This window comes from Cellulophaga geojensis KL-A (assembly GCF_000568425.1).
Lineage (GTDB): Bacteria > Bacteroidota > Bacteroidia > Flavobacteriales > Flavobacteriaceae > Cellulophaga > Cellulophaga lytica.
In genome coordinates this window covers 166,814-191,743 of the sequence record NZ_ARZX01000004.1, presented here as the reverse complement: position 1 = coordinate 191,743, position 24,930 = coordinate 166,814, and the positions used below count along the sequence as shown (strand labels likewise).

At 30.9% G+C, this 24,930-nt stretch carries 10 protein-coding genes; 6 read left to right on the top strand and 4 right to left on the bottom strand.

The window, feature by feature from the left end:
- The first annotated feature begins 105 nt into the window (after window positions 1-105).
- Window positions 106-2,907, top strand: a complete 2,802-nt coding sequence (locus KLA_RS05325; RefSeq protein ID WP_034644476.1) for a M16 family metallopeptidase — start codon at window positions 106-108, stop codon at window positions 2,905-2,907.
- 163 nt (window positions 2,908-3,070) lie between these two features.
- Window positions 3,071-4,558, top strand: coding sequence for an aminotransferase class V-fold PLP-dependent enzyme (locus KLA_RS05320; protein WP_034644475.1), 1,488 nt, complete (start codon window positions 3,071-3,073; stop codon window positions 4,556-4,558).
- Between the two features lie 87 nt (window positions 4,559-4,645).
- On the opposite strand, the gene KLA_RS05315 is transcribed toward KLA_RS05320, so the two are convergent.
- The 4 genes from KLA_RS05315 to KLA_RS05300 all read right to left on the bottom strand — a co-directional run bounded on the left by KLA_RS05315 (window position 4,646) and on the right by KLA_RS05300 (window position 14,115).
- Window positions 4,646-6,238 (bottom strand): family 16 glycosylhydrolase, encoded by a 1,593-nt coding sequence (locus KLA_RS05315; protein WP_034644474.1) that lies wholly within the window; start codon window positions 6,236-6,238, stop codon window positions 4,646-4,648.
- A gap of 96 nt (window positions 6,239-6,334) precedes the next feature.
- Entirely contained in the window at window positions 6,335-7,945 is a 1,611-nt protein-coding gene (locus KLA_RS05310) for a RagB/SusD family nutrient uptake outer membrane protein (RefSeq protein WP_013621999.1), read from the bottom strand.
- 16 nt (window positions 7,946-7,961) lie between these two features.
- Window positions 7,962-11,003, bottom strand: coding sequence for a SusC/RagA family TonB-linked outer membrane protein (locus tag KLA_RS05305; protein WP_034644472.1), 3,042 nt, complete (start codon window positions 11,001-11,003; stop codon window positions 7,962-7,964).
- Between the two features lie 298 nt (window positions 11,004-11,301).
- On the bottom strand, window positions 11,302-14,115 hold the full coding sequence (locus KLA_RS05300; RefSeq protein ID WP_034644471.1) for a triple tyrosine motif-containing protein: 2,814 nt from the start codon (window positions 14,113-14,115) through the stop codon (window positions 11,302-11,304).
- A 324-nt stretch (window positions 14,116-14,439) separates the two neighbouring features.
- On the opposite strand from KLA_RS05300, the gene KLA_RS05295 reads away from it, so the two are divergent.
- The 4 genes from KLA_RS05295 (at window position 14,440) to KLA_RS05280 (ending at window position 24,907) form a co-directional block, all read left to right on the top strand.
- Window positions 14,440-18,162 carry a two-component regulator propeller domain-containing protein gene (locus KLA_RS05295; RefSeq protein WP_235183520.1) on the top strand — a complete coding sequence of 1,241 codons (3,723 nt, stop codon included), beginning with the start codon at window positions 14,440-14,442 and terminating at the stop codon, window positions 18,160-18,162.
- 179 nt (window positions 18,163-18,341) lie between these two features.
- The gene (locus KLA_RS05290) at window positions 18,342-21,413 is read left to right on the top strand and encodes a SusC/RagA family TonB-linked outer membrane protein (protein WP_034644468.1); all 3,072 of its coding nucleotides are present in this window, start codon (window positions 18,342-18,344) and stop codon (window positions 21,411-21,413) included.
- A 21-nt stretch (window positions 21,414-21,434) separates the two neighbouring features.
- Complete coding sequence (locus KLA_RS05285) at window positions 21,435-23,021, top strand: RagB/SusD family nutrient uptake outer membrane protein (RefSeq protein WP_034644467.1); 1,587 nt, start codon at window positions 21,435-21,437, stop codon at window positions 23,019-23,021.
- Window positions 23,022-23,152: 131 nt separating this feature from the next.
- A complete protein-coding gene (locus tag KLA_RS05280; RefSeq protein WP_084470680.1) occupies window positions 23,153-24,907 on the top strand; it encodes an alkaline phosphatase in 1,755 nt (584 codons plus the stop codon).
- Window positions 24,908-24,930 lie beyond the last annotated feature (23 nt).

Below are 24,930 nucleotides of genomic sequence, written 5' to 3'. Positions count from 1 at the left end.
TAAATAGATTTTCTGTAAAAACTTAACAAAAAAATAAATTTAACATCACATAAGTAAGGGTAAAGTGAAAATTAATCGTCTTACTAGTGTACCTAACAAAAACTAATGAAAACAAAAACATACATAAAATCAGCTTATCTTTTTTTATCTGTAGCTGTAATGTCTCAGGCTAGTATAGCTCAAGATATTGCTTCAAAATTTAAAAAAGAAAAAGAGTTAGAAGGCATAGAAGAGTATATTTATACTCCAAATAATATGAATATTTTATTGGTACAAGACAATTCTACTCCAGTAGTTACTGTGCAGGTTGTTTACCGTGTTGGATCTAAACATGAGGTATCAGGAAACACAGGTTCTACACATTTATTAGAACATTTAAATTTTAAAGGCACACCAACTTTTAATAAAAGAAATGGCAATGCTATTTTTACTGTATTACAAGGTATGGGGGCACAAATGAATGCTACTACATGGAATGATAGAACTAACTATTATGAAACCATACCTAGTGATAAAATAGAAACTGCAATTCATATTGAGTCAGACAGAATGCGCAACTCTTTACTTTTAAAAGAAGATAAAGATGCAGAAATGACTGTTGTACGTAATGAGTTTGAAAGAGGAGAAAATAACCCTAATCAAATTTTAAGTAAAGAAATTTGGGCAAATGCATTTATGGCACACCCTTATCACCACTCTACAATAGGTTGGAAATCTGATATTGAAAAAATGCCAATAGAAGTATTGCGTAAATTTTACAACACATATTATTGGCCAGACAATGCTACTTTAACCATTATTGGAGACTTTAATAAAGAACATCTTTTTAAATTAATAGATAAGTATTTTGGTAAAATTACAAAAGCACCACATACAATAACACAGCCTTATACAACAGAACCAGAGCAGTTAGGACCAAGGAGAGTAACTATTAAAAAACCTGGACAGCAAGCAATGGTAACTATTGGATACAAAATACCAGGAATGTTACATGAAGATTTACCTGCTTTACATATTTTAAGTGAAATTATAGGTAGAGGACAATCATCTTTAATTAACAAAACGTTTGTAGATAAAGGTTTGGCTTATTTTGGTAGCGCCAGTGCATCTAATTTTAAAGAAGTTGGGTTGTTTACCATTTCTACAGGTTTTGCGCCTACAGCAAACTTTGATGAAATGAATGCTAAAATGCTAGCAATGGTAGAAAAGCTTAAAAAAGAAGGTGTTAAGCAGGCAGATGTAGACCGTATAGTTGCAAAACTTAACGCACAAACAATATTGTCTAGAGATGGTTCTGGTAGTATAGCAGCACAATTAACAGAGTCTATAGCTGGTGGAGATTGGACAGATTATGTAAATGGATCAAAAAGACTAAGTAACGTAACAGCAGAAGATGTAAAACGTGTAGCTAATATTTACTTAATAGAAGACCAGAGTACTACAGGTTATTTTGTGCCAATTGTACCAGGTTCTAATAAAAGTAAAGACGTTAAACCTTCTAATTTTACAGAAGAAGATCAACAGAAATTTTTCTATAGAAACCCTAAACATAACAAAGAAGAAAACATAGCCAATGTGTCTTTATCAAAAGTAACAAACACTTCTTCTGCTTATGAATCTATTGTTGTTGACTTAAAAGGGAACAAATTTACAAGAAAAAACATAGGGAATATAGATGTTATTACCGCAAAAACAGGAGTTAAAGATTTTTTAACTGTTACGGCTAGCTTTCCTATAGGAGCTTATTTTAATACAAATAAAAATAGATTAGTACCTTCTTTAGTAACACAAATGCTAAGTAAGGGAACAACTAAAAATAATAAATTGCAGTTTTCTCAGAAATTAGAAAAATTAGGAGTAAACATTAGTGTTAATGCACAAACGTATACTATAAATATTAGTTTTAAGTCACTTAAAAAAGATATACCTACAGTAATTAATTTACTAGCAGAAGAGCTGCGCTACCCATTGTTTGATGAAAATGAATTTAAGCTATTAAAAGAGCAAATAATTGGTAGAATGAAACAAGCGTTAACAAACCCAGGTTCTCAGGGTAGAATAGCATTGTTACAAACTTTATATCCAGAAGGGCACCCTAATTATGCAACGGCTGTAGAGGAATCTATTAAAAATTTAGAAAGTGCTACTATAGCAGATTTAAAAAACTTTCATAAAACTTATTTTGGAACAAAAGGTATGCATTTGGTTGCCGTTGGCGATGTAGATACCAAACAACTATATAGTTCTTTAAAATCGGCATTTAAAGGTTTTAATGGCGGAGTAACAACATTGGCAAAATTTACAAACCCTACAAAGGTAAATGGTTTTACTAAAGTTGTTACAATACCACAAAAGCCAAGTGCAGAAATGTTAATTGGGCAATATACAGGCATAGAACGTAAAGACGCAGATTTTATGCCATTTTACATAGGCACTAATATATTAGGAGGTGGTTTTTCTGGTAGATTAATGCAAACTGTAAGAGATAACGACGGTTTAACGTATAGTATTGGAGCACGTCATTCCGGACACACAAATACTGGAGGCTATTGGTCTGTTAATGCATCATTTAACCCAACACTTTTTCAAAAAGGATTGGATGCTACAATGGTACAAATACGTAAATGGGCTACAGAGGGTGTAACAGAAGAAGAGTTGGCTTTACAAAAAACTAACTTAACAGGAAGTTTTAAAGTTGGTTTAGCTACAACATCTGGTTTGGCAGGTACATTATTAAGTTTTGTAGAAAGAGGTTTAGATCCAAGTTATATAGATCAATACTCTAAAGATATAGAGAGTGTTACTTTAGAACAAGTAAACGCAGCTATAAAAAAACACATAGATCTTAACAAATTAATTATTGTAAAATCCGGATCATTAGATGCTAATGGAAATCCGCTTAAATAAAATAACAACACCTTTCTTTATGCTTTGTTTTCAGTATAAATTTTGAATTAGTCAATCAATAAAAAATGAAAGAATGTTGTTTAAAGGGCTATTTTTAGTGGGTAGCCCTTTTTTAAAATAAAAGAAGGAAATCGAACTAAAGAACGATTAAAAAGTAAATGTTGTGAGCGTTAAAGAAGAAGTTTTAGTAAAAGAAAATTTAGAAAATTATTTTCAGCAATTTTCTAAAGGAGTTATAGGTAGTAACCATTATTTTAAAACCTTATACGGTAAACAAAAGTTGGTTTACGCAGATTGGATAGCAAGCGGAAGATTGTATGCTCCTATTGAAGAAAAAATGCAGTATAAAATAGGGCCAATGGTTGCTAATACACATTCTTTTTCTAGTGAAACAGGCAAAGCATCTACCTATGCTTATAAATTAGCAAGAAGAATAATTAAAGAACATGTAAATGCTAATGATGACGATGTTTTAGTTACAACTGGTACTGGTATGACTGGTGCAATTGTTAAGCTTCAGCGTTTAATAGGGTTACGTAAAAGTTTTAAACACAAACCAAATAGAGTAGATAGGCCAGTTGTTTTTATTACACATATGGAACACCACTCTAACCACGTTTCTTGGATGGAAACTTTAGCAGATGTTGTTATTTTAGACTGTGATGAAAATAAACTTGTAGACGTTAATAGCTTAGAACAAAAATTATTAGAATATGCAGATAGGCCAATGAAAATTGGTGCTTTTACAGCTTGTTCTAATGTTACCGGTATTATTACACCTTACCAAGAGTTGGCTAAAATAATGCACAAACATAACGGATATTGTGTGGTAGACTTTGCTGCCTCTGCACCTTATGTAAAAATGGATATGCACCCAGCAGATCCAGAAGCTTATTTAGATGCTATTGCATTTTCTCCGCATAAATTTTTGGGAGGACCAGGAAGTTGTGGAGTGTTAGTGTTTAATAAAAAACTATACAATGCTAAATGCCCAGACACTCCAGGTGGTGGTAATGTAAAATGGACAAATCCTTGGGGTAGTTATAGCTATTTTGATGATATAGAGGTTAAAGAAGATGGTGGTACTCCAGGTTTTTTACAAACTATGAAGGCTGCCTTAGCTATTAGGTTAAAAGACCAAATGGAGGTAAGTAAAATTCACAAAAGAGAAGAAGAATTATTACAATTAAGCTACCAGAAATTAGGAGAAATAAACGGCCTAGAAATTTTAGGAAGTACAGACGTACCAAGAATTGGTTGTATTTCATTTACAATGCCTAACATACATTATAATTTAATTGTTAGGTTATTAAATGATAGGTTTGGTATACAAGTAAGAGGTGGTTGGTCATGTGCTAGTACTTACGGTCATTATTTATTTGACATAGATAGAAGAAAATCTAAAAAAATGACACGTAATATTATAAATAAAGACCTTAGTAATAAGCCTGGTTGGGTACGCTTATCTCTACATCCTTTAATGACTAATGAAGACGTAATTTTTATTAGTGAGGCTTTAAAAGAAATACAAAAAAAGATTGCACTTTGGAAATGTGATTATAAATACAACCCAACAACAAATGAATGGGATTGTCTACAAAGAGGAGATCAAGAAATTAAACAAGAGGTATGCAAATGGTTTAGTTTGTAACAACTTAACAAGAACTTAATTTAGTTTTTATTTCTAGAAAACGCTGGTAACTTTATTTGTTATCGGCGTTTTCGTTTTTAGTATTTCTTAATTGTTTTGTAGCTCTTCTTTTTTCTGAAAAACTCTAACATAATCTACAGCCATATGTTGAGGAAAAACGGTATCATCAATTCCTTTTTGTCCGCCTAGCATACCACCAACAGATACATTTAAAATTAAATAAAATTTTTGATCAAAAGGCCATTCTGCCGTTGTCTTGTGCTCATTAGCAAAACTATTATAAACCACGTCATCCAGAATAAAATCCATTTTTTCTGGTGTCCATTCTAATGAGTATGTATGGTAAGTATCATTAGGGTTACTTATAAAAGTTTTTTTCCCTTTTTGTGTTTTTTTTAAGTGGTTGTATGCTTTTGTGTGTATAGTTCCAAAAATAGAATCTGGACTAAAGCCTACGTATTCCATAATATCAATTTCACCACTTTCTGGCCAGCCAACCTCTTTTCTATTTTCTCCTAACATCCATATGGCAGGCCATAAGCCTATTCCTTTAGGAAGTTTAGCCCTAACATCTATACGGCCATATTTCCAAGATGCTAAGCCCTTAGTCTTTATTCTGGCAGAAGTGTATTTTGCGCTATCAATTTTAGGAATATAATGTAACCAGCTTTTGTTTTTAAATGCATTACTTTTATAATCCTTGTTGGCAACACTTTCTTTGTGGGCTTCTATAATTAAATTTCCTTTTTCTACTCTTACATTTTTAGTATTACTTGTAAAGTATTGTTTTTCTTCATTACTTATAAAGCCAATATCATATACCCATTTTTTATTGTTGGGAGCTCCTTTGTAATTAAACTCATCACTCCATACTAGTTGATAGCCATTAGAAACTGGATTTTTTTTTAACCTTTTAAATAGTAGTTCTGGTTCGTTAGTTGTAATATAATTAAAATTATGGGCAATAAATAAATCTAAGTTTTCTTCATTATTTACAGTCCATACGTTAAGAGCTAAATTTAGTTTTTTAGCTTCTTTTATCCATTCTGGATGTTTTTTAAATACATTTTTTTCATAATCTAATCCAGAAATTGAATCCTTTTTTAGTTGACTAGGAGCTTTAGATCCGTCTAAATACTGTGTATTAGCATTAGGGTCTAGTTCTTTTATTTTTAGCAGTATGTTGTAGCTAAAGCTTATGTACGTTTTTATATAAGGATCTGCTTTTAGCCTTTTAACTTCTTTAATTACTTTTTCGGTAATTATAGAGTTACGCTCTTTGTATTTAGAGGGTTTTATTTCTAAAACTAGTCCTGTAGAGGTATTATTTTTCATACCAGCAAGCAAATAGTCTTTTAAAGTTGGTAATGTTTCTCCGTTAGATAATTTTTTTTTAGATAACTCTGCAAATGTGGTATCTTCAATAGGTAAGTTGTTGTAAGTAGGGTCATGGGTTACAATTAGTATATTGTCAGAAGTCATTCTAACATCAAATTCTGAACCAGTACAATTTAGGGAAATAGCTTCTTTTAATGCAGCAATTGAATTTTCTGGTAAATTTTTATTTTTCCAAGCACCACGGTGTGCAACTACTGGGTTATCTGCAAATAATATTTTATTAGTATTATTTGTTTTACAGGCACTAAGAGCAAGAATAAACGCTAAGAATAATATACGCATATTTGTATTTATATAAATTATTATGTAATAAAATGCTAAGGACAATTAAATTGCCCTTAGCTTTAAAAAACTAGGTAACTAAAAAACTAAACTTAATTAATATCCTGTGTTTTGTGGGTAACTAGCTCCTAATAAATCTAAATCTTCCTGAAAAATTGGAAAATTAATATAATGATCTTTCCAATTTATTCTTGGGTCTTTACTTCCTCCAAAATAGTTTGGATAATATTCGCCATCTCCAGAGAAATTTATCATTTGATTATTTAAAACATCAGCTCCCATTCTTTTTAATGTAAACCAACGCTCTCCTTCAAATGCTAGTTCACGAGCATTTTCATCTAGTATATCTTGCATAGTAACACTAGTTAAAGGTGCTGCATTTGCTCTTGTTCTAATTGCATTTATGTATGGCAAAGCATCTCCGCTAGATCTTAAAATAGCTTCTGCAGCTATTAAATAGGTTTCTGCTAGTCTGTAAACTAAAATATTACTTCTTTGTGTGTAAGAGTTAGGGTCATCATCTTCTTGTGCAAATTTTATACAAGAAGGATGTAACCTTTGGTAGTACCTTGTGTAAGTGTCACTAGGGTTATCTAAATCAGTTATAGGTTTATAAATATCTATTTCATCACCAATATTATCTCCTGTATTGTAATAATATTTTAGCCTAAAATAGGTGTTGTCATCTCTTGTATCATTTGGGTCTTCTGCTAAAAGATTTAATAAATATAGGTTTGGTAAAACTCTAGAAAAACCTCTACCGCCTTGTTCTATATCTGAGTTTATGCCAGATATTTGAAAATATTGAGTTACATAGTTGGCATTCATCATAGTTGCGTCTCCACCTCCTAATACATCATCTTGTGACTGTATAACAAATAATTGCTCGCTATTATTTAGGTCACCTTTAAAAACATCTGCAGTAGAAGAAACTAAACTGTGTGGGCTTTCTGGATCTTCAATTACAGATAAAGCTTGTTCTTTAGCTTCTAACCAATCTCCTTGCCACATAGCTACTTTAGCTTTTATGTGTTTAGCTGTTCCTTTAGAAACTCTACCAAAGTTTACATTCCAATCTAAATGTTCTATAGCAAAATTTAAATCGCTGTTTAATAAAGCAAAAATTTCTTCTTTTGATGATTTATTCTCTATAACATTAAAAGCATTATCTACAGTTACAGATTCTGTTGTAACATATATGTTGTTATACATTCTGTACAGAAAAAAATAAGACTGCGCTCTAAAGAATTTTGCTTCTGCAATAATTTGGTTTCTAGTGTCCTCATCTATATTATCTACAACCTCTGCTGCATTAATAATATCTGTAGCTTTATTGGTAATGTTGTAGTAATGTTTCCAAAATAAAGAAGAAACCAGTTCTGTACCATAATCTATTGGTGATACGCCTCTTTCATACCTTCCCATTAAGCCTGTATAACCAGATCTACTAAAGGTTAAATCGCTTCTAGAAGATAAAAGAACAGCTCCCATGTAATCTTCTGTTCTTTGGTCATACCTATCTCTATTAAATTTATATAAACTTACTACGCCAGATTTTAAACCTTCTTCTGTAGTGTATACATAGTTAGAGTCTATTAATGTGCTTGGCTGCTCTTCTAAATAGTCTTGGCAACTAACCATACTAATTATGATAAAAGCAAACCCTAAAATACTATTAGCTTTTTTGTATATATATGTTGTATTCATAATGTTTGTTTTTAAATTATAAACTTGCTTTTACACCAAATGTGAAACTTCTAGAATCTGGATAACCTGTATCTGAACTAGAAAATGTATTTCTAATATTTACTTCTGGGCTATAACCTATATAATCTGTATTGGTAAATAAGTTGGTAGCAGTTACATAAAATTTAATTTGATCTACATTAATTTTAGATAAAAAGTTTTGTGGTAAACTATACCCTAAACTTAAAGTTCTTAGCCTAACATAGGATGCGTCTTTAACAGCAAGGGAGTTTAAATACTGTGGTGTAGAGTCATAACTAGGTCTAGGGAAGCTTGTAGACGGATTTTCTGGTGTATAATAAGGTACTTTTACACCATTTAATTTACCAGATAAAGTACCACCATTATTAAAGTCTGATAAAAATGGGTTTACTTTAGTAGCCCCTTCTACAGCATAAAAATCTACAAACAAATCAAAACCTTTGTAAGATAGTGTTGTAGATAAAGAGCCAAACCAATCTGGGTTAGGATCTGTAAATACTCTGTCTTCTTGTGTTATAGCACCATCACCATTTGTGTCTTTAATTCTAATATCTCCAGGCCTTAAATCTTCTTGTGTAATTGTAGATTCTGGGTTTGCTTGTGGTGCATTTGCAAAGTCGTCTCCTTCTTGAAAAATTCCATCAAACTGATACTGTCTAATAACTCCTGTTGGTTGCCCTACATAGTAGTTATAGGCATCATCCTCTAAAATAGGTTCTCCATTACCATCGTTATATAAGTTAACTAATTCATTTTTATTGTTAGACCAGTTTGTAGAAACAGACCATCTAAAATCTTCAGTATTAATTAGGTTGGCAGTTAAGCTTAACTCTATACCAGAATTTTTTAATTCACCAGCATTAAAATAGGTGTATCTATAACCTGTGGTAGAAGGTACGCCTCTTCTTAACAATAAATCTTTAGTTCTAGCATCATAATATTCTGCAGTACCAGTTAAAAAGTTTTTAAACAATGAAAAATCTAATCCGAAATTTAAGGTTGTAATGGTCTCAAATTTTAGATTTACATTAGGTAATACTACAGATGGTGAGTAACCAGATGCAGATTCGCTATCAAAAACATAATTTTGTCCTTCTGCAGTAAACAAAGATGTATATGGTCTACTAATACCATTTACTAAAGAGCCATAACTTGCTCTAAACTTTAATTCTTGTACAGCAGTAGATTCTTTCAAGAAGTTTTCGTTGTGAATTTTCCAAGCAACTGAAGCAGCAGGGTTATGACTCCATTTATTACCCTCGGCATTTACAGATGCACCATCTGCTCTATAAGTTGCAGAAAATAAGTACTTATCTAATAAAGTATAACGAGCTCTAGCCATAAAAGAGGCACTCTTAAAAGTGTTTTGGTCTCTTTCTACAGTAACATTACCAATGGCATTTGTAATACCATTATACCCTAAGCTTTCGTTTATAAAACCCCTGCCTTCTGTAAATGTTCTTGTAAATTTGTCTTCTTGTACAGACTGTACTAGCGTTAGGTTAAACTTGTTGTTGTTATTAAAGTCATTAGTATAAGTTAAAATATTTTCAACTAAATAAGACTCTTTTAACTGGTTGTCTATCCTAGCTATACCACTATCTGTATCACCAGCAGAACTTAAAGAAGATTGGTATTGGCCTCTTTCAGAATTTTTTCTGGTTAAATTGGTTTTTAATTGATAATGTAAATTTTTAGTTATTTGGTATGATGGAGATAAATTGATAATAAAATCGTTTCCTTTTTCATCATTATCTTGCTCTCTTAAATTCCATAATGGGTTTGTAGCAGATAATTCTTCTCCGCTAGGGTATTGAGTTAAACTACCATCTTCATTATAGGCTTTACCTAATGGGGAAAAAGTAATTACATTAATATTGGCAGCTCTCTCTATATCATCAGACAATAAGTTAAAATCAAAATTTACAGAGAATTTATCATTTATTTTTTGGTCTACGTTTAGTCTTAAATTTTTACGTGTATAGCTTGATGATGGAATTATACCGTCTTCTTTAAAATAGTTTACACTAGCATATACTTTTGTAAAATCTGTTCCTCCAGAAACATTTAAAGATTGACTATTAACTAAGCCAGATCTTAATAATTCATCTTCCCAATCTACAAATTCATTATTTGCTATAGATTCCATTTCAATTTCAGAAAATGCATCTTCTTCATTTGGGTATTCATTTGTTGCATTGTTAGAACGTATAGCTTCTCTTCTTAGTTGTGCAAATTCTTCACCGCTATACACATCAAAATTTCGTTCAATAGATTTTGTAGTTACATAACCATGATAAGAGACGTTTACTTTACCACTTTCTCCTCTTTTTGTTGTTACTAAAATAACACCGTTAGCACCTCTAGATCCGTAAATAGCTTGTGCAGAAGCATCTTTTAATACCTCTATAGATTTAATATCATCAGAATTTATGTCTTCTATACCACCTTCTCTAATAATACCGTCTACTACATAAATAGCACTTGTATTACCTTCTATAGAACTACGGCCTCTAAAAATAATTTCAGAAAAACCACCAGGTCTTAAAGTTCCGCCTCCGACTTCTACTTGTAAACCAGCAACTCTACCTCTTAGCATTTCTGTAACGTCAGATGTTGGTGTTAGTGTTGCTTTACTTAGGTCTGTGGTAGCTACAGCGTTTACTAAATCACTTTTTTTCTGTGTACCGTATCCTACAACAATAACTTCGTCTAAGGCACTAGCATCTTCAGTTAATGTTATTGTTAAAGTAGCGTTTGTAATGGATACTTCTTTTGTAACATAACCTACATAAGATATAACTAAGGTTTGTGACGCTGTAGAGGTCTCTATACTAAACTCTCCATCAAAGTTTGTAGTTGTACCTATACTTGTACTTTTTAAGAGTACAGTTGCTCCTAATAAAGGAATTCCATTCTGGTCTAATACTTTACCAGATACTGTTTTTTGGTCTTGAGCATTTACTATAGTATTAGATAAAAATAGTAGTGCTATAAAAACCAATAATTTTGGTTGTTTTAATAGTTTTGAAATCATAGATAGTTAATTTTTCTCAAATAAACAGATAGTTCTATTTGTTTGTATTAACGAAATGTTATGAAACTAGCTGTTTAAGTATTGCTAAATTATACTATTAAAAATGAGAATAATTAAATTTTAACTATACAAAAACATACATTTTTCATTTTATTGTGTCTTTTTTTGGTAATTAAGCAATTACAGTGGTTTGGCAATTGTTTTATTTTGCCCATAAAGCCAAAAAACTGCCAAAAAAGAGAGAAAATTGGCTTGTAGTAGTGGTATTGTAGTGGTAATATTAAGCTAATATTATCAATTATATGGATAGTATGTGTTCTATTAAGTTAGTTTCTCTAGAAAGGTTCATTTTTTTTCTAAGTCTAGATCTTCTTACCTCTACACTTTTTACAGAAATGTTTAATAATGGTGCAATTTCTTTAGAAGAAAGGTTAAGTCTTAGATAGGCACAAAACTTTAAATCATTTGCAGATAAATCTGGATGAAGCTCTTTAGCTCTAGTTAAAAATTCTTTGTCTGCGTTATTAAATGCTTCCATAAAAAACTTTCTGTCCTTAACATTATTTAAGTTTTTATCTATAAGTTTAAAAACAGGGTGTTTAGTGTTAGTAATACCGGTATCTTTTTTAAGTTCTTTTTTTATTCTTCTTAACACCTCATTACGTTTTACTATACTCATAGTAGAGATGGCTAGTTCTCTGTTTTTACTTTCTATTTCTTGATTTAGCTTCTCATTTTTTAAACGAATAACTTCTTGTTCATTTTTAAACTCTAAAAGTTGCATTTTTTGCTTATTTTCTAATAAAGTTTTTTGGTGCTTTTTATAATAGTACCTTTTGTAAAATTTATGAGTTAAAAAAATAAGAAATAGCCCTAACAAAACATAACTAACTATTGCTATTGCTGACAAGTAAAAAGGCCTTTGTATGGTAAAAGTGTATGAGGCAATATTAGTAGATATTTTATTGCCTATTTTAGACCTAACTTTAAATACGTAGTCTCCGTATGATAACTTATCGTAAGAGGTATAAGAGTTTTGTGACCAACTAGACCAATCAGAATCAAAATTCTCTAGTTGATATTGGTAGTATGTATTTTCATACTTATTATAATTAGGAGTAGTATAACTAAAAAATACAGAAGATTGTTTAAATTTAAAATCTCCTTTATTGTAAATGTTTACATCATTATAATTTGTCTCCTTTTCCTTAACTTTTATTTTATCAATAAAAACTTGGTGAGACTTTGATTCTATTTTAGACAAGTTTACATTAATGTAACCATTTGTTTTACCTAGTATATAATTATCGTTATTTAAACTTGCTATATTTTCAAAACTAGAATTAATTTTTCTCCAATTATTTTCTATAGGAATAGATTTAATAGAAACCATATTAGGTAATGGACCTTTTTGTGCATACTTAATATCATTTTTATTAAAAGACCATAATAATTCTCTTTTGTCAAAAATTAATTTTCCAGACCTATATTCTTTTTTAGGAATTAAAGCACTTAGTACGCTGTCTTTTATAAAAGATTGTGTTTTATTTTCTAATTTAAAAACCCCATTTTCATTTGCATAAATAATATGATTGTTAGTTTTTGTTAAACCAGCTGCTTTTCCTTTAAATTCATCAAAAAGAGTTATTTTATTAAAACCAGTTAAACTATCATTTAAAGTTAAATGGTATATACCCTTATGTTCATGGTTAACCCAAATATCTTTGGTGTTATTTATTTCAAAAAAACGAGAAGAGATTTCAAAACCATTTAGTTTGTTTTGCAATGTCCACTTATTATTTTGCTTATGTAAAATTGCTAAGCCAGAATAGTGCCCAAATAGTATTTTATTTTTTTGCTTTGGTAGGGGTCTAAAATTCCATACTCCAGAGATATTACTTATAAGACTTGCTTTATTGTTTTTAATATTAAAAACACCAGAATTGTGTCCGCAAAACAATTCATTGTCATATGTATGTAAAGACCATACTTGCCCTTTTGTTCCGTTAATAAACTTAAGCTCTTTGTTAGAGTCTAAGCTTTTATAAAAAAGTCCTTGATTAGTACCAATGTACAAAAAGTTATTATGCACTATTGATGCATAAGTGGTACCAACATCACCATAATTGTCGTTATATTCTTTTATAAATGATTTTAAGTTTAAACAATTTATACCGTTATCTAAAGCTAGCCATACATTACCATCTACATCTTCAAACAAGTTAAGTACTGTATTATTACTTAAGCCAGTAGATTGGTTTATAGTATTAATAATTTCTCCTTTAGCAGATAAGTAAATAACTCCTTTAGAAATAGTGCCTAGTACAAAACTTTTATCTCTTAATTGAATACCTCTAAAAATTCGGGCTTTATCTAAAAAAGTATCCCCTGGAATGTGCCATTTATTTAAGGTTTTATTTTGTATTTTAAATAGACCTTGTGTACGAGTTAAAACAATTAAGGTATTATTAATAGAAAATATATTTAATATGTATTTTATGTTTAATTCTTCAGGAATTTTAGCAATTAAAATTTCAATTCCATTTTCTAGTCTAGAAATTGTACCATCTAATTTTTGCACATATACTTTAGTATTTACTTTAAATACTCTATAATAATTACCCTTGTCTGTTGTATAATGTAATTGTTTTTTTGTGGTATCATAAAAATAAATTCTATCATAGGATTGAAAAATAACATAGTTGTCTTGACTCTTTATATTCCATATAATTTCATCTTCTAACAATTCATCTTTAATGGTTTCAGAAATAGAAAAGTATGTTAAGCTACCATATTCATTTTGTTTCCAATACCCAAATTCCATAAAAGAACCAGTGTAAACTTTGTCATCAACAACCTTAACTGTTCTTATAACAGAACCATTAACAGAAGGGTATAACGTCCATCTAGAACCATTGTAGGCCAAAAGACCATCATTATTTGCTACGTATATATTTTTGTTATTATCCTGGCTTATGTACCAATTTTGATTTTCTGCACCATAATCTGTAGATAAAAAATTTAAGATAGGAGGTGTTTCTTGTGCTACTGTAGTAAAAGTAGTAAAGAAGCAAAAAAGTAAGAATATGGTTTGATAATATTTATTTTTCATAATAGAACACTTAACAAAACAATATTTGTAACGTTATTTAAATTTCTAGTATAGATAGTTTAGACTCTGGTATAGTAATATAAGCCAAAAAGATAGTTATTGTTCCTAATAAGAACTTTATACATTGTTTTTTGTAAAAATATTATAAATTTCACAACTTTATACTTCTTGTTTGGTATTTGACTATAAATAAACATTTCACTCTATAGTAATTTACCATAAACATTACTTTGTAACATTAGATACTAATATTAAATAAAGGTTTTGTTAATCTAAACCTAATATTAACTTGACCTTGGTAAGGTATTTTAGCTGTTTGTAAAAATGGCGATGAAAACGAAATTTTATATAGTATACCTCCTGTTATTAGCTTCTTTGTATGGCTACTCTCAACAATTAAAGTTTATAAATTATACTACAGACCAAGGATTATCTAATAATTCTGTTTTAGATATTTTAAATGATGACGATGGCGGATTGTGGATGGCCACTTGGGACGGACTTAATTATTTTGACGGTTACACATTTACCACTTTTAAACATGATATTAATAACCCAAAATCTTTACCAAGTAATTACCTTACCAGTATAGAAAAAGATAAGGATGGTTTTATATGGACCTTTAGTAATGAAGGATTAATTAGTAAATATGTTGGTAATAATGAGTTTCATCATTATAAATTTAACCAGCGTCCAAGGGCAATGTACGCTTCAACCAGCGGTGTTATAAATGTTTTGGTTGGAGAAAAAATATATAAATACAGTAATGGTAATTTTGTTGAAGGCGCAGATGGCACCTCTAAAAACAATCAAAAAAAAGAATTTAAAAAAATACTTTTAGCCAAATATCCTCATTTAGTTATTAATGATGTTTTAAAGGATAAGCAAGGTAATTTATGGTTTGCAACGTTTAAAAACGGAATTTATATTATACCCAACCACATTAATAATTTAACTACAAGTTTAATACATAACTATACATATGATGCTTACACACCTTATACTTTTTATAGTAATGAGGTAACATCATTAAACCAAGATGTGTATGGCAATATATGGTTAGGCCAAAAAGATGGTGGCTTAGCTATGGCATATTCGGGCTCTCAAGAAATATCTTCTGTTATGCCGCACCCTAATAGGTTTCCTCATTTACCAGTAGAAACTACAAGGGCTATTACTAAAGATGTAGCGGGTAATATTTGGATAGGGTATTACAACAGCGGATTGTATCATTATAGTGAAAAAACAAAATGTTATGTAAAGTTCCCTGTAAAAGAATCTAAACAAAACGAAGAGTGGGAGCGTGTAAGGTCTCTTTATACAGCTAAAGATGGTAGTATTTGGGTAGGTACATATGCGGGTATTTTACGTATTAAAAATAATAGTTACACAACTTTTGAAGCTGCTAACATACCAGAACTACCAAATAACAGAAATTATTCTTTTTATGAAGATGATAACCATACAATATGGATTGCCTGTTGGGGTGGTTTGGCTAAGTATAACTTAAAAACGCAGCGTTTTACAAAATTTAAGGGGCAAGATAAATTTAAAAATTACAATATAAGAAACATTAAAAAAGATAAAAACAATTTAATTATTGCAACCGAGCAAGATGGTGTTTTTATTTTAGACCTTACCACAGGTAATTACAAGCAGTTAACCAAAAAAAACGGAATTTTAGGTAATAGTGTTTATTCACTTTTTATAGACCATGATACTAACAACTATTGGATAGCATCATTGGGAGGCGTTACGGTGTACAACACAAAAAAAGGAGTTATAAAAAATATAACAGATGCAAATGGCTTACCAAGTCATATGGTTTATGGCGTTTTAGACAACCAAAACCAAATGTGGGTTAGTACAACAAAAGGAATAGCTGTTATAGACAAAAATACTTACCAAGTAACACCATTTAACCCAAAAGAAGGTTGGCAAGCACCAGAATTTTCTGAAGGAGCCTACTATAAAGACAACAAAGGATTATTATTTTTTGGTGGTGTAATAGGGCTTAATTACTTTAATCCTAACGCGCTAACTATTACACCTAATACAGCTAAGTTAAAAGTGCAGGTAAATAGTATACCTATTACTACAAATAAGGCAATTAGTAAAAAACATAGCAACAATACTATAAATGTAACAGTTACGCCTATAGTATTTCCGGTAAAAAAAACAAGCAGTTACTATTATAAACTACGTGGTAAAAATACTGACTGGATTTTAGCAAAAGGAAAACAAAATATTGTATACCAAAATTTGTCCTCTGGGGATTATACTTTTTTGTTAAAAAATAACCTAAACGATACACCAAAAGAGGTTTTTAGTTTAAAAATTGAAAAAGCATTTTACGAGACTATTAGTTTTTTTATGTTACTGTTACTTTTAATAGTGGGTATTGGTTTGTTGTTTATTTATTTAAAAAATAAAAGTACAAAGGCAAAACATAAAAAACTTGAAGAGCAAATTGTAGCAAGAACAAAGCTTATAGAAAAACAAAAGCAAGACTTGTTAAAAATTAATACTGAGTTAGATGATAAAAACCAAGAAATTATTCAGCAAAAAGAAAAACTTTTAAGCTTACATAACAATTTAAAAAATCAAGATTTTGAGGTAGATAAGTTTAAAACCTTTGTACTCTCACAATTTCAGCAGCCATTATCTATAATACTAAAAATGGCACATGAGATTAAAAATAATCAGGAACCTAAAACAGAAATTCTACAGCAATCTGGTAAAATAATAGATTTAATATCAGAATGGAACTATTTAGATCATATTAAAGAGTTAGGAGAAGTGCGGTTAACTTCTGTTAAATTACTACCTATTTTAAAAGAAATAGCTAACAGTGTAAAAGAAAAATTAAAACAGAACAGCGCAAATTTTAATGCACAAATAGACAAGAGTATAAATTGGGTTGAGGTAGACTTATTAAGATTAAAACTTTTATTAAAATATATTTTTAATGATATAGTAAAATACTCAGAGGCTAGTAGCTTGTTAGATGTAGCTATTGTTTTACAAGAAAATACATTGCAATTTACAGTAACGTCTAACAGTACAGTTTTACAAGGTAATGTAAAAAATATTTTAAATTATAGTCCGTATTACAAGGCTTTTTTAGTGCTAATTAAAGATCTTAACGGTACTTGTAATTTAAACAATGCAGACTACTTTAGCTTTAATTTTTCTTTACCAGTTATTGTAATGCAGAACAATACAAAGGCAGTAGAAACCATTTCCTGGAAACACTTAGATATAAAAGAAAAGCTTCCGGTTAATAAAAATAAAATTTTAGTTTTTACTGCAGCTTCAAATTTTAATATTTCAAATCAGCTATTACAAAATACAGATAATTACTTATTGTTTGAAGATGTAGTAACCAATTTATCATCAGCCTTAAAACAATTACAGATAGATGTTTTGGTGTTTTATCAAATAGGGTTTACTAAAGAAATAGCCTATTTTTTACAGAAGTACAAAGAAATTCCTAAAAAGGATAGAGTTCCGTTAGTATACATATCAGAAGAAATTAACTATGCATTACAAGAAACCTCTTTAGAATTTGGTATAGACGTAGTTATACAATTGCCAGCAAGTAAAACTTTTATCAGTAATAAAATTACGTCTTTAATAAATAGGAGTACAGGTCGTGGGCAAAACAAGTTTCAGCAAGAAATTTTTAAAATTCTTACAGAAGAAAATGACCTACAGTCTAGCAATGAAAAACTTTTAAAACGTAGTTTAGAAATTATAAAGGAAGAATTGTCTAATCCATCCTTTAATGTAGAAAAACTAATATCAATTTTAGAAATATCTAGAATTAAATGTTACAGATTGTTTAAAGAACAGTTGGGGCAATCACCATCAGACGTTATAACTTCTTTGCGTTTGCAAAAAGCAGAATATCTACTTAAAAATAAAAAGTTTAATATCTCAGAAATTGGTTTTGAGTGTGGTTATAGTGACAGTAAATATTTTGGTCGCACATTTAAAAAGCATTTTGGGGTAAGTCCTAAAACCTATAAGGAGCAAAAAATATAAAATGTATTGTTTGTTTAGGATTAGCTCTATGTTAGGTTAATGTTACTGTAACAAAAGTCCTATTTTTTGATGCTCAAATAGCACTTTTTGTACTAATTGTCCGCTTGCATGAAACAATTTTACCCCCTTTAAAAAACACCACACAATACATTTGAAAAAAACAAAAACTATAAATTAAAATGAAAAAATTATACTTTTTTCTAACACTCAGTTTAGGGTGTTTATCTACCATGCTAGCGCAGGTAACAGTAAAAGGCACAGTGGTGTCTAACGCAGACGGATTACCAATATCTGGTGCCGCAGTAACTATTAAAGGTAAAACTACAACAGGTACTGCAACAGATTTTGATGGTAACTTTACTTTACAGTTAAAAGAAGAAAATGGAGTATTGGTAATATCTTCATTAGGTTTTGCTAGTAAAGAAGTTGCTTATAATGGTAACCAAACAATTGCTGTAAGTTTAGATGAAGCAACAAACTCTTTAGATGAGGTTGTACTTATAGGTTACGGATCTACTAAAAAAGGAGATTTAACCTCGGCAATTGGTACAGCGGCAAATGTGGGTACAATTACAAGTAGACCAGTTGGTAATTATAAGGAGTTTTTACAAGGTAACATAGCAGGTGTTACTGTATTAAGTTCTGGTGGTGATCCAACAAGTACAGCTAGTATAAAAATTAGAGGTATTGGTACATTAAACTCGGAGTCTCCTTTAGTGGTTGTAGATGGTTTACCATATAGTGGTCCAGAAATTAACCCTAATGACATTGCGTCTATATCTGTATTAAAAGATGCTGCTTCTGCTGCAATTTATGGTGCACAAGCTGCATCTGGTGTAATTGTGATAGAAACTAAAAAAGGAAAAACAGGAAAACCTAGGTTAAATGTTAACTACTATACTGGTATAAAAACAGCATCTAATTTGCCAACACCTTTAACTGCACAGCAACAGTCAGAGGTGTATAACTTAGCAGCAGATAATGCAGGTGTGCCAAGACAATCTGCTCATGACGCAGCGCAAAACCCATACGGACAAGTAAACCGTACAAATTGGATTGATGCTATTTTTAGAGATGCAACTGTAAATAACTTAAATGTAGATTTAAGTGGAGCAGGAGAAAAATACAATTACTATACTTCTTTTGCTTTTAGAGATAGAGAAGGTGTGTTAGAGGGTACTAGTTCTCAAAACTATAGTTTAAGGCTAAAATCTGACTTTAACATTACAGATAAAATTACAGTAGGTGAAAATATTTATTTCTCTAGAGATGAAGCTTACGGTACTAATACAGATAATCCATATTCTGGTACTATAATAAACGCAATTTATATGCCATCTGCATCACCAACACGTTATGAAGATGGAAGTTTTGCAGGTGTTGTACCAGAAAACTTATCTCAGTTTGCAGGTGCTTACGGAGATGTTTACAACCCATTAGCTTTATTGTTAAGACCAACAAAAGAGTCTCCTAAAACATTTATAAATGCAAACGTATATTTTAAGTATGATTTGTTAGATGGTTTAGCATTTAAATCAAGCTACTCATATTCTTACAGAGATAATAAAACAAAAGAGTTTTATCCTCGTGTACCAGAGTTAGGCCGTAGTAATAGTCAAAATTCATTATTACAAACAAATACTACTCAAAATAAATGGATTTGGGACAACCAACTTTCTTACAACAAGTCTTTTGGTAACCACAATTTAAATGCAACAGCAATTTATTCTGCTCAAAAAACAAAAGGAGATTATATATACCTGCGCGGGACAGGTTTTTCATCAGAAGAGCCATTTAACCAATACATGCAAAATGCTGAGTTGTTAAATAAACCAAGTAATAACCCTTTTGAGGAAGCATTAACTTCTGCAATAGGTAGGGTTATGTATAACTACAACAATAAGTATTATATATCTGGTAGTATACGTACAGATGAGTCTTCTAGACTAGCAGTAGAAAACCAGTCAGATACTTTTACATCTGTATCTGCAGGTTGGAGAATTTCTAGCGAGTCTTTCTTTAATATAGATGCAATAAACGATTTAAAATTTAGAGCATCTTGGGGAGAAATAGGAAACATACAGTCTATTAGTGGTTATTATCCTTTTGATGTTCCTGTAGCTAGTAGTAACGTAGTTATGGGAGAAAATGGTGCTTATTTTGATAATGTTGGTAGCTACGTACAAAGAAATGCAAACAGAAATTTAAAGTGGGAAACAGCAGAGTCTTTAGATTTTGGTTTAGATGCATCTTTATTTAACAACAGTTTAAGCTTAACTGTAGATTATTTTGAAAAAACAACCAAAGGAATGATTATTCCTGGTTTAGCAGATATTAACCAAGGTATATCTCCTGCAGATGTAAATGGCGGACAAGTAAAAAACACAGGTTTAGAGGTTTCTGCTACTTATACAAATACAAACGGAGCCTTAAACTATAGTATTAATGCCAATGCAACAACTATTAAAAATGAGTTAGAGAACTTAGATGGTTACGCATCAATTGGTCAGGATGTTTTTTATCATACTGACAATGTAAGAAGCGTATTAGTTCCTTACCAAACACAAGTTGGTGGTGCATTATATACACCATATTTAATTCCGCAATTAGGCATATTTAATACACAAGCAGAAATAGATGCTTATACTAAAGATGGTAACTTAATACAACCAAACGCAAGGCCAGGAGATTTTAAATTTCAAGATACTAATAACGATGGTAAAATAGGCTCTGAAGACCGTAAGTATTATGATGCTTACCAACCTAAAGTAACCTATAATTTGGGTGCAAACTTAGACTACAAAGGGTTCGATTTTAATCTTATTTTACAAGGCGTAGCAGGTGTTAAGGCTTTTAACGGTTATAAATTTACAACCTATAATGGCGCATTATCTGGGTATAATTTAGATAACAGAGTTTTAGATGCTTGGTCACCAACAAATACAGATACAGATATTCCTATTATTTCTACAAAAGATGATAATAAAAACTTTGGTACTGCATCTAGCTGGTATTTAGAAGATGCATCATACTTACGTATTAAAAACGTAACCTTAGGATACACTTTTAACAATAAGGTAATGGATAAACTATCTAAAGGTTCATCATTAAGAATGTATGTGTCAGGAGAAAACTTAGTAACGTTTACAAAGTATACAGGTTTAGATCCAGAAGTAGGTGGTAAAGGATTAGATATTGCTAAATATCCTGTAGCAAAAACATTCACATTAGGATTATTACTGTCATTATAATCACACTAAAAAAAGAATACAATGAAAAATACATATAAAAAATTAGGATTAATTGCTTTGGGTGTTTTAGGGTTAAACCTAACCTCTTGCTCAGACGATTTTACAAACTTAGAGCCTTTGGGTAAGGTGTCTAACGAGAGTTTCTGGAAAACAGAAACAGATGCTGTACAGGCTGCAAATGGTTTATACTTGTTAATGTCTGACCAAGAAATGTTTGGTAGAGGTTTTTTCTGGTACATTAACGCATCTGATGATATGATTACAGGTCGTATTAAAGCCACAGCAGATGTTATAAAAGATTTTAATATTGATGGTAGTGAAGGAAGTTATACCTCTACTTGTTACACAAAATCTTACCAAGTAATAAGACGTGCAAATGATATTTTATTAAACGTTCCAGAAATGGAAATATCAGAAAGTACTAAAAACCGTGTTCTAGGTGAAGCGTATTTTATGCGTGCCTTTAGTTACTTTTGGGTAGCACATACTTATGGTGATGATGTAAATGGTGGTGTGCCAATTATTACTGTAGATAATATGTTTGATGAAGGAGGTAGTTACGCAAGACCTGCTTCTGTTGTAGAAAACTACAAGCAAATTGAAGAGGATTTAAAAAAGGCAGCAGAATTGTTACCGTTGTTTACAGATTATAGTGCAGAAGATTATGGTCGTCCTCATAAAGATGCAGCTTTAGGTTATTTAGCTAAAACAAACCTATACTGGGCAACTTATGATGCATCTAGGTATGCAGAAGTTGTAAAATATGCAGATGCAGTTGCAACATCTGGTTCAGGAAGAGCTTTAATAGATACAGACAATCCAGAGGTAGATTACAGAGAGTTACACAGTCATTTAAATAACTGGACAAGCGAATACATTTGGTCTGTAAACTCTGGTGTAGACCGTGGTAGTATTTTATCTGGTGTAATGTTAGAAAACAAAGGCTGGGGTAAATACAACGGTTGGGGTTATTACACTCCGTCTGAAGGATTGTATAATGAGTATGAAACAGGAGATGTACGTAGAGGTGTTACTATTTTAAATTTTGGTGATGAATTTAAGTACTTTGGTGAAGATAAAAGATACCAATCAGAAAATTCAATCTCAGGTTTCCAGTTTAACAAATACATGTATGAGTTTCAGTTTGAAAACCCTATTGGGCAATACCTAAATTCTAACGGAGATAACCCAACTACAGTTTACAATGTACCATTAATGCGTTACGCAGAGGTGTTGTTAATGAAAGCAGAAGCTTTAATTGCAGATGGTAAAAACGGAGACGAGCCACTAAATATGGTTAGAGATAGAGCCGGTTTAGCTCCAATAACAAATGCTACTATGGAAGACCTTAAACATGAACGTAGAGTAGAATTAGCAGGTGAATTTGCAAACAGACATTTTGATTTGGTACGTTGGGGAGATGCGGCTGCTACTTATGCAGAACCTATTTATGGAAGAATTTACACAGACAGGTCTAACCCAGATTCTCCATACACATCAGAAATAGTATGGCCTGCCAGAAATTTTGATGCATCTTATATGAATGTGTGGCCTATACCAAATACTGTTATAGAGTCATCTGGAATACCACAAAACAAAGGTTGGTAAATAAAAGTAAGTTTCAATTAGTTTTTTTAACAAGAAAAGGGTGCTGTAATTGCGCAGCACCTTTTTTATAATATACTCATATGTTCACATTTAAGAAAAAATGTATCATTCTTGTCGTTAGTTTTTTTTCTATGATTTCTTTTGCTCAAAAAGAAAATCAAATTCTTATTCATTCTCATAATGATTATCTACAAAATGTTCCATTCTGGAATGCGCTATCTAGCGGAGCCAATATTATAGAGGCAGACGTTTGGTTAACAAAAAACAAATTGTTTGTAGCCCACACAAAAAAAGAAATAATACCAAACAATACGCTACAAAGCTTGTATTTAGACCCTTTGCAACAAGCTGTAAATAACAAGCAGTTAACAACATCTAATGTAATTTTAATGATAGATGTTAAATCTGATGCAGAAAAAACAATTCAAAAAATTATAACTGTATTAAAAAAATATACAGTATTAACATCACATAAAAATATTAAGTTTTTAATATCTGGTAACAGACCTAAACCAAGCACTTATTACACTTATCCAAGTTATATTTATTTTGATCATCAAGAGTTAAACAATACCCTATCTCCTAAAAACTGGGATAAAGTTGGTATGGTTAGTACAAGTTTTAAAAAATATTCTGTTTGGAACGGTAAAGGAAGATTAACACATACAGATTATGATGTGGTAAGCAACGTAATTGCTTCAGTAAAAAAGCTAAATAAACCTTTTAGGTTTTGGGCTACACCAGATTCTAAAACAGCATGGAGAACATTTGTAGAGATGGGTGTAAATGTTATAAATACAGATATGCCGTACAAATGTGTAACTTATGTAAAAACATTAAATAAACGTACATTAACAACACAATCCTTATCAAAAACTTATATACCTACTTATGTTTCTGATAAGAAAAACAAGCCCATAAAAAACGTTATTTTAATGATTGGTGACGGTATGGGCTTGTCTCAAATAACGGCAGCAACAATTGCAAATAAAGGGCAATTAACACTTACGCAGTTAAAATCTGTTGGGTTACTAAAAACCCAATCTGCAGATGATTTAGTTACAGATTCTGCTGCTGCTGGTACAGCTATTTCTACAGGGCAAAAAACAAACAACAGAGCTATTGGCACAGATGTTAATGGTAAACCATTACCAACTTTAGTAGAAGTATTAGGTAACGCTAATTTTTTAACAGGTATTATAACTACAGATAAAATTACAGGTGCAACACCTTCTGCATTTTATGCAAAGGCAATAGATAGAGATAATACAGCACAAATAGCAAAAGATTTATTAAAAAGTAATCTTAATTTTTTTGCTGGTGGCGGGGCTAGTTTGTATAAAAATTTACCGCTAGAGAAAGAATTTACTATAGTAAACGATGTTTTAAAAGTAGGGGAGAACACGTCAAAAAAGTTAGGAGTTTTTTTAGCAGACAAAGGAGTGCCATCGGTTATGGATGGTAGAGGTAACTTATTAGCGCAAACAACCAAAGAAGCATTATCTTTTTTAAACCGTAAAAGCACCCCATTTTTTTTAATGGTAGAAGCTGCACAAATAGATTCTTTTGGGCATTTTAATAACACTAAAGGCATTATAACAGAGACTATAGATTTTGATAAGGCTATAGCAGAAGCAATAAAGTTTGCAGATAGTAATGAAGAAACCTTAGTAATTATAACTGCAGATCATGAAACATCTGGTTTTGGTATTGCAAGTGGTAACGGTAACCACCTAAAAGTAGAAGGAAATTTTATAACTCATGATCATACTGCTACAATGGTTCCTGTTTTTGCGTACGGACCAAAGTCAAATAATTTTACAGGAGTTTTTGAAAACACAGAGGTGTTTTATAAAATATTAGAGGCATTAGAAGTAAAAAAATAGTTTTTTAATATTTCGTTTTTTAG